We start from the raw sequence: 9,870 nt of genomic DNA on the forward strand, positions 1-9,870 counted from the left end.
CTGCCAATCTCCCCCCTTGCGGGGGAGATGTCCGGCAGGACAGAGGGGGGTGCTCAAGCTCAAACCTCTGCTCATTCTGCTTTCTGCAAACCCCTGAACAAAAAAGTCCGGCCCGAGCGATAGTCGTAATCCGGATTTTCCCAGGCGATCATCTTGCCGGGATTGAGCAGGCCTTGCGGATCGGTCTCGCGCTTGAAGGCGAGCTGGATTTCATCCGTCTGCTTCATGCCGCCCTCTTCCAGCGTGTAGCGGTGCGGGTTGAAGATCGGGCAGCCATTCTCCTCATGCAGCCGGATGATTTCGTTGAGCCGCGCCTCGGTGGTGAATTTCACCAGCGGCAGGCCGAAGCAGGTGATGTTGCCGTCGAGGCGCACGAATTCGAGATGCGAAAAGACCTCGTTCGGAAACATCGCGTCCATCTTCTCCACCAGCGCCAGCTGGTTGGGAAACGGATAGAGCGATTGCAGATAGGTGATCGCGGGATCGACCCGCAGTGCCCTGAGCGTGGTGTGGTTCCACGCCAGTTCGAAGCCCGGCGGCAGGCCCTTTTTCTCTTCGTCCGTTGCCGTCGCCGCATTGAAGATGACTTCGCCGCCGGCGCGGCGGGTGAAGGCGAGGAACGCGTCTAGCCCATGCCGGGCAACCATGACGACGCAGATGCTTTGCCCGTCCCGGAAGAACTTCTGGTGGCGCTTGAAATAGAGCTGCGGCACGGGCGCGGCGATCGGCGTGATCAGCTTGGTCAGGATGCCGTCCTGGCGTGCCAGCGCGTTGCCGTAGCGGGCTGCCGGCATGAAAGCGTCGAAGCCGACGATCACGTCGGTCCATTCATAGGCTGCAGTCAGCGGCATCTCGACCTCGGTGATGATGCCGTTGGTGCCATAGGCGTGGGTGACCTTGTGCAGGTCCTCGCCGGCGAGTTCGAGCGCCTTCGGCTCCGCCTCCATAGTGACGACGCGCAGGCGCAGCACATTGCCGAAATCACGCAGACCGCCGAAATTGATCGAGCCGACGCCGCCCGAGCCGCCGGCGATGAAGCCGCCGATCGAGGCGGTGTTGTAGGTCGACGGCGACAGCCGCAGTTCCTGCCCGGAATGCGCGCGCGTCGCTCTGTCGATGTCGGCGAGGATCGCGCCCGGCCCGGTGACGACGCGGCCCGGCGCTATGGCCTTGATCTCGTTCATCTCGGCAAGGTTCAAAACCACGCCGCCCGATAGCGGCATCGCCTGACCGTAATTGCCGGTGCCGCTGCCGCGCGGCGTCACCGGAACGCCATGACGGTGGCAAGCGGCAAGCACGCGGATCAGTTCGGCCTCGTTCCTGGGCGTCACGATCAGGTCGCCGGTGACGTGGTCGAGCTGCTGCTTCAGCACCGGGCTGTACCAGTAGAAGTCGCGGCTCTTCTGCTGGATGATGGCCGGATTGTCGTCGAGCTTTATCCCGTCGAGATCGCGTTTGAGCGCCGAAACATCCATCATTCCACCATCAGTCCGTCGAGCTCGGCGTAATCGGGCAATTGTCTGTCGATCGCTCGTCCCGCGCGCACGACGATGCGATCCGATTCGGGCCGCGAGAGCAATTCCGTCCAGCTCCGCCCTTTGAAGACGATGAAATCGGCGCTGCCACCGGCTGCCAGTGTCCCGACACCGTCGAGCCGCATCACCTTGGCCGGCGTCGCCGCCACCGTCTGCGGCCAGTCGCCGACCGGATGGTCGAAATGCAGGATGCGCGTCGCCATGCGGTAGACCTCCAGCATGTCGAGATCGCCATAGGCATAGAAAGGATCGCGGGTGTTGTCGGAGGCGACCGCGACCGCAATGCCCCTCGCCTTCATCTCGTGCAGCAAGGTCACGCCGCGCCAGCGTGGCGTGGTCTGGTCGGCGCGCCGGTCCTGCAGATAGAGATTGCACATCGGCAGCGACACCACGGCAAGTTTGGCCTTGGCGACCTTGTCCAGCGTGTCGAGCACGTCGAGGTCCGGCTGGCGCGCCAGCGAGCAGCAATGTCCCACCAGGATGTTGCCCTCAAAACCGTTCCAGAGTGCGGCCTCGGCAATCTTCTTCAGCGAGATCGCCGCGATATCGTCGGTCTCGTCGGCGTGGAAATCGAGATCGAGCCCGTGCTTGTTCGCCTCGGCGAACACCTTGTCGAGAAGCTCTTCGAGATCCGGCACCATATAGGTGACGACGCCGAGCACGCCCTTGGCCGCAGCCACACGCTTGGCCAGCCTCTCGAACCACTTTCTGTCGCGCACGCCTTCGATGCCGAGCAGGCAGGCTGCCTGCAATTCGATGCGGCCGCGCCATTTCTCCCGCATCGCCTCGAACACCGGCCAGGAGATTTCCTCCTGTGGCGGCACGCTGTCGAGATGAGTGCGCAAGGCCTTGGTGCCGTGCGCGTAGGCCGAGCGCAAAGAGAAATCCATGCGCCGCGCCACGTCCTCGGCGCTCCAGCGCGCTGCACGGTCGGCGCTGGTGGCATTGAGCGCGCCCATGAAACTGCCGTCGGGATTGGGTTTGCGCGGCCAGATATGGCCCTTGTCGATGTGGGTGTGGCAATCGACGAAGCACGGCAGGATGATGCGGCCGGCAAGGTCGATGGCGGTGGCTGGCGCTTTTGATTTCTTGTGCGCGGCGATGCTGGAGAGCTTACCGTCGGCGACGGCGATGTCGGCCAGCGCGAAGCCGTCAGTATCGTAAGTGGTGGCAAGACCTGATGTCAGCGACCGGTGAAGGCGGACGTTGGTGAGATGGTACGAGCCAGAGGTCGGTATCAAGGACCGCCCCCCTCTGCCCTGCCGGGCATCTCCCCCTCAAGGGGGGAGATTGGCAGCTTTGCCGGCAGCACCCGTCTTCCAACGTCGATAATTGGCGAAATCCCGGATGACGTCCAATCTCCACTCTTGAGGGGGAGATGGCCGGCAGGCCAGAGGGGGGTGCTTCGCGCCAACGTCTCGCTCACCTCGTCACCCTACCGCTCCTGCTTCAGCGCGCTCTCGTGCCAGCGGCGCAGGATGAGATGCGACACCAGCGACAGCACCAGGAAGATCAATATGCCGGTGAGCGAGATCAGGATCAGCGCCGCGAAAAGCCTTGGCGCGTTGAGGCGGTAGCCGGCCTCGATGATGCGCGAGGCGAGCCCTGAGGATTGTCCCTGCGCGCCGGCGACGAACTCGGCCACCACGGCGCCGATCAGCGACAGACCGCCGGCGATCTTCAAGCCTCCTAGAAAATACGGCATGGCCGCCGGCAGTCTGAGATAGCGCAATTGCTGCCAGCGCGTCGCGCCGTTGAGCTTGAACATGTCGCGAAGATTGCGGTCGACCGAATTGAGGCCGAGCGTGGTGTTGGACAGGATCGGGAAGAACGCGACGATCCAGGCGCAAAGCAAAAGCTTCACCGTCTGGTTGTCCACATAGATGTTGATGAGCGGGAAGACCGCCACGATCGGTGTTACCTGCAGCACGATGGCGAAGGGAAAGAACGACATCTCCACCCATTTCGATTGCGCAAACAGCACCGCCAGTCCGACGCCGCCGACGACCGCGAGCAGCAGGCTGAGAAAGGTTATGCGCAACGTGACCAGCAGCGCGGAGAACAGGAGCCCGGCATCGCTATAGAGCGTCCACAGCACCACGCCGGGGCGCGGCAGAATATATTGCGGGATCGCGTTCCACACGCAAATGCGGTCCCACAGCCAGATCGCCAGGATCATGATCGCCAAAGGCAAGACCCACCGGCCGATCCGCTCCAGCCGCTCCTGGCGTACGCGGCCGGCCTCTTCCGCGTCGAGCGTTGCGGCATTCTGGTCAATGGCCGTCATGGTGCGGTCCGGCTGATGTGTTGATGGCGTTGACCAGGATGTCCGAGGCCTGGCGGCAGAGCGCGGCATAATCGGGCGAAGTGCGGAAAACCTCGTCTCGCGGATAGGAGGCGTCGATGGCAAGCTCGGCATGGACGCGGCCCGGCCGCGCCGCCATGACGACGACGCGGTTGGACAGGAACACGCTTTCGAAGACGCTGTGGGTGACGAAGACGACGGTGAAGCGCTCGTCCTGCCACAGCTCCAGAAGGTCGTTGTTGAGCTTGAAGCGGGTGATCTCGTCGAGTGCGGCGAACGGCTCGTCCATCAGCAGAATGCGCGGCTTCGTCACCATGGCGCGTGCGATCGAGACGCGCATCTTCATCCCGCCGGAAAGCTCGCGCGGCACGGCGTTCTCGAAGCCGGTCAGGTGCACCCGCTCCAGCATCTCCGTCACCGCCGGCGCCGCCTTGGCGCGCGACACGCCTTTCAGCCTGAGCGGCAGCCAGACATTGTCGAATACATTGGCCCAGGGCAGCAGCGTCGGTTCTTGGAAGACGAAGCCGATATTGGCGCGGTCGATCGAACCGCCCCAGTCGAGCTGACCGGATGTCGGCGTCGACAGGCCCGCGATCAGCCTCAACGCCGTTGACTTGCCGCAGCCGGACGGCCCGAGAAGGCTGACAAAATCGCCCTCGCGGATGGCGAGATCGACGTCGCTCAATGCAGTCACGCCATTGGAAAACACCTTGCCGACATGGCGCAGCGTCAGCAGCATCGGGCCTTCACCCGATGCCGTCATGGGCGCCTGCGCCATCTTTTCCAGCTTCACGACTACTTCTTCAGCTCGATCCCGACACCTTTGTTGATGAAGGCCAGCGTGTAGGCCTTCTTGATATCGATGCCCTCGGGCGTGACCTTGGCCTTGACCATCTTGTCATAGAAGCTCTTGATCCGGTCTTCGTTCATGGCGCCGATGCCGAGCTTTTCGGTGTCGCCGGAATCGGCCAGGCCGAACTTCTTCATCTGCTCGATCGAGAAGGCAATCTGCTCGTCGCTCATGTCGGGGTTGTCTTTCTTGATCATCTCGTTGGCGGCCTTGTTGTCGCCGTAGAGGTAGTTGTACCAGCCCTTGGCCGAGCCATCGACGAAGCACTGGACCACCTCCGGCCGCTTGTCGATCGTGTCCTGCATCACCTCGATCGTCGTCGAATAGGTGTCCCAGCCATAGTCGGCGAGCAGGAACTGGTTGGGCACGAAGCCGCCTTCCTTCTTGACCGCAAAAGGCTCCGAGGTGACGTAACCCTGCTGGATCGACTTCTTGTTGGCCAGGAATGGAGCGGTGTTGTAGGTGTACGGCACGCGCTTGGCGGCATCGAAACCGAGTTCGATGACCATCCACTGGAAGAAGGTCTGGACGCCCTCGTCGCCGAGAATGTACTGGTCGGCGTTCTTCAAATCCTCCCACTTGTCCAGCCCCTGCCCCGGGTGGGACATGATGACTTGAGGGTCCTTCTGGAAATCGGCTGCGACGACGCGCATCGGGATGCCCTGCTGGACGGCGTCGAAGGCCGACAGCAGATTGCCGCCCATGTAGAAATCGAGCTTGCCGGCCAGCAGCAGCGGCCGCCCGCTGACCTGCGGACCTCCCTGCGAAATCGTCACGTCGAGGCCACATGCAGCGTAGGTGCCGTCGGCGACGGCCTGGTAGTAGCCGCCATGCTCGGGCTCGGCCAGCCAGTTGGTGCCGAAGGTGACCTTCTCGTTTGCTGCCGCGCCGAACGTGCCGGCTCCAAGCAGCGCGACCGCAAGCGCTGAAATCTTCTGTTTTCCGTACATCGACACCACCCTTTGTTGGCTCCGGAGCGTCACGCGCCGGGCTCGACACCATTGATCCAAGAAGCAAGACACATGCCACCGCCCGGACCGCCTGCTTCTCGCGGCGATCATTGCCAACACCGGACGGGTCATGCTGTGCGGGAGGCATCGTGCCTATTTTTTGGACGCCTGTCCACAATCGCCCTTGTGCCATGCACCACATCTTGAACGTACTATCGGTCACGTCTTAGGCTGGTCTCGCAGACAGGAGATTGCCATGTTCAGATACCTCGCGCCGAAGTCGATCAAGCCGCCTTTCGCCCGCTACAGCCACGGCGTCGAGGTGCCGCCAGGCAAGCGGCTGGTTCTGTGCTCCGGCCAGGTCGCCATCACGGCGGACGACCAGATCCCCGAGGATGCCGGCGCGCAGGCCGAGCTCTGCTTTCAAAACATAGCGGCGATTCTGGCTGAAGCCGGGCTGGGGCTAGGCGACATCGTGCGCATAAACGCCTACGTCACCGACCGCGCCTTTCTGCGGCCCTATATGGACGTCCGCGACCGCTTGTTTGCCAGCCCCGCGCCCGCCTCGACGCTGATGATCGTGTCAGGCTTTGCGCGGCCGGAGTTCAAGGTCGAGGTCGAGGCGATTGCGGCTGGGTGATCGACAGGCGACGTTTGGCGCGCTAGGTCTCCCTCACAGTCAAGAGGCATGACATGACCGTTGCAAACAGACGCGTGTGGTGGGGCGACTACCGGACCACCGAATACGCCGCGATCGATCCGGAGGCGACGATTGCCGTGCTGCCGGTGGCGGCGATCGAGCAGCACGGCCCGCATCTGCCTGTATCAACCGACACCTCGATCATGAACGGCATGCTGGAGACGGTCATCGCCCGCCTGCCCGGCGATCTCGACATCCGCATCCTGCCGGTCCAAACGGTCGGCAAGTCGAACGAGCATCTGCAGGCGCCGGGCACGCTCACCCTGCCGGCGGCCACCCTGGTCGATACCTGGACCGAGCTTGGCCTGTCCGTTGCCCGCGCAGGCGTAAGGAAACTGATCGTCGTCAACTCGCATGGCGGCAATGAAGAGATCATGGGCATCGTCACGCGCGAGCTGCGCGTGCGTGAGAGGATGCTGGCGGTGAAGACCAGCTGGCAGCGCTTCGGCCGCCCCGCCGGCATGTACACCGAGCTTGAGGACCGCCATGGCATCCATGGCGGCGACGTCGAGACCTCGTTGATGCTGCATTTTCGCCCGGAGTTAGTCGACATGGCCAAGGCCGACAATTTCGCCTCCAAGGTCGCCCGCGCCGAAACCGAATTTGCGCTGCTGCGCCACACCGGAACGCACGCTTTCGCCTGGATCGCTGGGGATCTCAACCCCAACGGCGTGGTCGGCGATGCCAGCATTGCCACGGCCGAGAAAGGCCGACTGACGGCGGAGCATCAGGCCGACGGCTTCATCACCCTGTTGAAGGATGTGCGCAAGGCGAAGCTTGCCGACTGGCTGGCATAGCGGGCCGCCTTAGCCGTCGATCTTCAACACGAAAGGCGTACCCTCAAAAGCATCGGCGCCCCGCCCGATCGCTTCGATCGCTTCGATCATGCGGCCTTGTCGTGAGAGCAGAGCATCCGCGACGGCGATCAACCGTGGATTGGGTGTCGCCGAGGGCGAAAGCTTCCGCAATGTCTGCGCAAGTTCGACTTCGTCGCGCTTCGGGGCGAGCGCCGCCGCAATGATATAGGCCGAGGCGGTCGAGCGGCTGATGCCGGCATAGCAATGGACGACCATGGGTTTGGCGCGGTCCCATTTCCGGGCAAAATCGAGCAGACTGCGCACATGGTCTTCGCCGGGCATGGTCATGCCGTCCTGCGCCACCGCGATGTCGTGCATGACCAGATGCAGGTGGTTTTCCCTCGCGATTGAGGCCGGCCGCGTCACCTCGGTGCCGGCAGCGAGCAGCGACAGCACGCGCTCGGCGCCGCTTTTGGCCACCGTCTCCTCAAGCTTTGCCAGCGAACAGATATGGATCATGGCGCGATCTCCTTCGACCCATCGTCGCGCCGTGCGCCCCAGTCGGCAAGCGCCGATTCAAGCCGCTGCCATTCCTCCTGACTTCCAGGCAGCCCCGCGCGGAGCACCTGGGGACGCTCGGAAAAATGCCTGAGCAATATGCCGCGCTCGCCGAGCGTCGAAAACAGCCCCGGTGCATCGGCAAGCCGGAGATAGCGAAACAGCGTCGTGCCGCCGGCGACAGCAACGCCAAAGCGCGAAAGCAGCGCATCGAGCCGCGCCGCATCCTGCGCCAGCCGCCGCCGCATGTCGGCCTGCCAGCCGCTGTCGGCAAGCGCGCGGATGCCGTATTCGAGCGCTGGGCCGGCGACCGCCCAAGGGCCGAATTGCGTTTCAAGCCTTTCGACCGTCGCTGCATCGGAAAGTGCGAAGCCGAGCCGCAGGCCGGCGAGACCGAAGAACTTGCCAAACGAGCGCAGCACGACGATGCCGCCCCGCCCGACATCGCCGGCCAGGCTTTCCGCGTGCGGGCCGACATCCATGAAGGCTTCGTCGACGACCAGCAGACCGCCTATGGCGCGCAATGTCTCGGCAAGCCGAAGCAGCCTTTCCCGCGACACGACTCGCCCGTCGGGATTGTTGGGATTGACGACGATGGCAATTTCGGCTCCGGCAAGCGCCTCGAAATCGTCGACCTCCGCCACCGCATGGCCGGCAATCGCGGCGGCCTTGGCATGCTCGGCATAGGTCGGCCCGAGCACCAGCGCCTTGCCGGGGCTGACCAGCGAGGCGACGCGCGGCAGCAGGATCTGCGTGCCCGGGGCGACCGCCACATTCTCGGCCGAAGGCGCGCCATAGGCGCCGGCCGCGACCCTGGCCAGCTCACGCAGGCGCGCGGCCTCCGGCAATCGTGACAGGGCGGTGGCGGGCAGCTCGAAAAGCGGGTAGGAGTGCGGATTGATACCTGTCGAGAGATCGACGAAAGGTTGTGGCGCGTGAGGGAAGAGCGCCCTCGCCCGGCCAAGGGATCCACCGTGATCCACCACAGTAATCGCTCCATCAGAAAGCTTCATGTCGATCCTGATCGCTTTCCTGTCGCTGGCCATCGAACGCATCCTGGGTTACCCGGACTGGCTGTTCCGTGCCGTCGGCCATCCCGTCACCTGGTTCGGCAGGCTGATAGCCTTTCTCGACCTCAGGCTCAACCGCGACACTGATTCCGACGCGCTGCGTCGCCGCCGCGGCGTGCAGGCGCTGCTGGTGATCGTGCTGGTGCCGGCGGCAATCGCCTTCATCGTGCAAATCCTGCTCTGGCAGCTCTTTCCTGCCGGCATGATCATCACGGCAATCCTGGCCTCGTCGCTGCTGTCGCAAAAGAGCCTTACCGAACATGTCGAGGCGGTGGCCGATTCGCTGGATACCGGCGGGCTGGCGCTCGGCCGCATTGCGGTTGCGCGCATCGTCGGCCGCGATCCAGAGAAGCTCGACCATGCCGGCGTCAGCCGCGCCGCCATCGAAAGCCTGGCCGAGAATTTCTCCGACGGCATCGTTGCGCCCGCCTTCTGGACAGGTGTCTGCGGTCTGGCCGGCGGCGTCGCCTACAAGGCCGCCAACACCGCCGATTCGATGATCGGCCACCGCACCCCGCACCACGAGGCCTTCGGCCGCGCGGCGGCACTCTTCGACGACTGGATCAACCTGCCGGCGTCCCGGCTGACCGCGTTGCTGATCGTTGCCGCCGCCTTTCTCGTTGACGGCGCCGATCCCCGCAACGCCTGGCAAGCAGTGCGGCGCGACGCCAAAAAGCACCGCTCGCCCAATGCCGGCTGGCCGGAAGCGGCAATGGCCGGCGCACTCGGCCTGGCGCTCGCCGGCCCGCGCAGCTATGGCGGCGTCATCGTCGAGGACGCCTATATGGGCGAAGGCGGTAGGCGCGCGGCGGAAAGCCAGGACATCAGGCAGGCGCTGAAATTGTACCAGGTGGCGGACTATCTGCTGATTGGGCTGTTCGGGTTGCTGTCGGCTGTGCTTATCGCGGTGACGTTCTGAGAGCTTACCGTCGCCCTTCCTTTACCCTCCCCCTTGTGGGGAGGGTCGGCGCGAAGCGCCGGGGTGGGGGACTGCGCCCTACGAGAACCGCCCCCCCCGGGACCCGGGGGGGGGGGGCCCGCCCCCCCCCCCCCCCCACAAAAAGCGGCCCGGGGTCGCGGGGCCGCCGGCGGGAAAATAGTGTTG

Annotated in this window: 10 protein-coding genes; 3 read left to right on the forward strand and 7 right to left on the reverse strand. The window is 64.3% G+C overall.

Annotation, left to right across the window (positions count from 1 at the left end; genetic code table 11):
* Positions 1 to 71: 71 nt before the first annotated feature.
* The 5 genes from NKI96_RS28900 to NKI96_RS28920 form a co-directional block, all read right to left on the reverse strand.
* A complete protein-coding gene (locus tag NKI96_RS28900) occupies positions 72 to 1,475 on the reverse strand; it encodes an FAD-binding oxidoreductase (RefSeq protein WP_352807371.1) in 1,404 nt (467 codons plus the stop codon).
* Complete coding sequence (locus NKI96_RS28905) at positions 1,475 to 2,776, reverse strand: cytosine deaminase (protein ID WP_023685234.1); 1,302 nt, start codon at positions 2,774 to 2,776, stop codon at positions 1,475 to 1,477. Before NKI96_RS28905 ends, NKI96_RS28900 begins: the two co-directional genes overlap by 1 nt.
* A 194-nt stretch (positions 2,777 to 2,970) precedes the next feature.
* On the reverse strand, positions 2,971 to 3,822 hold the full coding sequence (locus tag NKI96_RS28910; protein WP_023670772.1) for an ABC transporter permease: 852 nt from the start codon (positions 3,820 to 3,822) through the stop codon (positions 2,971 to 2,973).
* Positions 3,809 to 4,633, reverse strand: a complete 825-nt coding sequence (locus NKI96_RS28915) for an ABC transporter ATP-binding protein (RefSeq protein WP_023685233.1) — start codon at positions 4,631 to 4,633, stop codon at positions 3,809 to 3,811. The genes NKI96_RS28910 and NKI96_RS28915 overlap by 14 nt, the downstream gene beginning before the upstream one ends.
* A gap of 2 nt (positions 4,634 to 4,635) precedes the next feature.
* A complete protein-coding gene (locus NKI96_RS28920) occupies positions 4,636 to 5,640 on the reverse strand; it encodes an ABC transporter substrate-binding protein (RefSeq protein ID WP_023670774.1) in 1,005 nt (334 codons plus the stop codon).
* A 256-nt stretch (positions 5,641 to 5,896) separates the two neighbouring features.
* On the opposite strand from NKI96_RS28920, the gene NKI96_RS28925 reads away from it, so the two are divergent.
* Both NKI96_RS28925 and NKI96_RS28930 read left to right on the forward strand, forming a co-directional pair.
* Positions 5,897 to 6,280, forward strand: a complete 384-nt coding sequence (locus tag NKI96_RS28925) for a RidA family protein (RefSeq protein WP_023670775.1) — start codon at positions 5,897 to 5,899, stop codon at positions 6,278 to 6,280.
* A 53-nt stretch (positions 6,281 to 6,333) separates the two neighbouring features.
* A complete protein-coding gene (locus NKI96_RS28930; RefSeq protein ID WP_023805479.1) occupies positions 6,334 to 7,137 on the forward strand; it encodes a creatininase family protein in 804 nt (267 codons plus the stop codon).
* 9 nt (positions 7,138 to 7,146) lie between these two features.
* Here NKI96_RS28930 and NKI96_RS28935 read toward each other — a convergent pair whose 3' ends face one another.
* A complete protein-coding gene (locus NKI96_RS28935; RefSeq protein ID WP_023746849.1) occupies positions 7,147 to 7,656 on the reverse strand; it encodes a tyrosine phosphatase family protein in 510 nt (169 codons plus the stop codon).
* Complete coding sequence (gene cobD, locus NKI96_RS28940; protein ID WP_352543146.1) at positions 7,653 to 8,708, reverse strand: threonine-phosphate decarboxylase CobD; 1,056 nt, start codon at positions 8,706 to 8,708, stop codon at positions 7,653 to 7,655. The genes NKI96_RS28935 and cobD overlap by 4 nt, the downstream gene beginning before the upstream one ends.
* On the opposite strand from cobD, the gene cbiB reads away from it, so the two are divergent.
* Positions 8,707 to 9,684 carry an adenosylcobinamide-phosphate synthase CbiB gene (gene cbiB, locus NKI96_RS28945; RefSeq protein WP_023825791.1) on the forward strand — a complete coding sequence of 326 codons (978 nt, stop codon included), beginning with the start codon at positions 8,707 to 8,709 and terminating at the stop codon, positions 9,682 to 9,684. The genes cobD and cbiB overlap by 2 nt on opposite strands.
* The last annotated feature ends 186 nt before the right edge of the window (positions 9,685 to 9,870 follow it).

Source organism: Mesorhizobium sp. M0292 (assembly GCF_040321695.1).
GTDB lineage: Bacteria > Pseudomonadota > Alphaproteobacteria > Rhizobiales > Rhizobiaceae > Mesorhizobium.

Bases quoted from the DNA above. Each gene is read 5' to 3' on its own strand.
- cbiB (WP_023825791.1), top strand. From the start codon at position 8,707: ATGTCGATCCTGATCGCTTTCCTGTCGCTGGCCATCGAACGCATCCTG.
- NKI96_RS28925 (WP_023670775.1), top strand. From the start codon at position 5,897: ATGTTCAGATACCTCGCGCCGAAGTCGATCAAGCCGCCTTTCGCCCGC.
- cobD (WP_352543146.1), bottom strand. From the start codon at position 8,708: ATGAAGCTTTCTGATGGAGCGATTACTGTGGTGGATCACGGTGGATCC.
- NKI96_RS28920 (WP_023670774.1), bottom strand. From the start codon at position 5,640: ATGTACGGAAAACAGAAGATTTCAGCGCTTGCGGTCGCGCTGCTTGGA.
- NKI96_RS28935 (WP_023746849.1), bottom strand. From the start codon at position 7,656: ATGATCCATATCTGTTCGCTGGCAAAGCTTGAGGAGACGGTGGCCAAA.
- NKI96_RS28900 (WP_352807371.1), bottom strand. From the start codon at position 1,475: ATGGATGTTTCGGCGCTCAAACGCGATCTCGACGGGATAAAGCTCGAC.
- NKI96_RS28930 (WP_023805479.1), top strand. From the start codon at position 6,334: ATGACCGTTGCAAACAGACGCGTGTGGTGGGGCGACTACCGGACCACC.
- NKI96_RS28910 (WP_023670772.1), bottom strand. From the start codon at position 3,822: ATGACGGCCATTGACCAGAATGCCGCAACGCTCGACGCGGAAGAGGCC.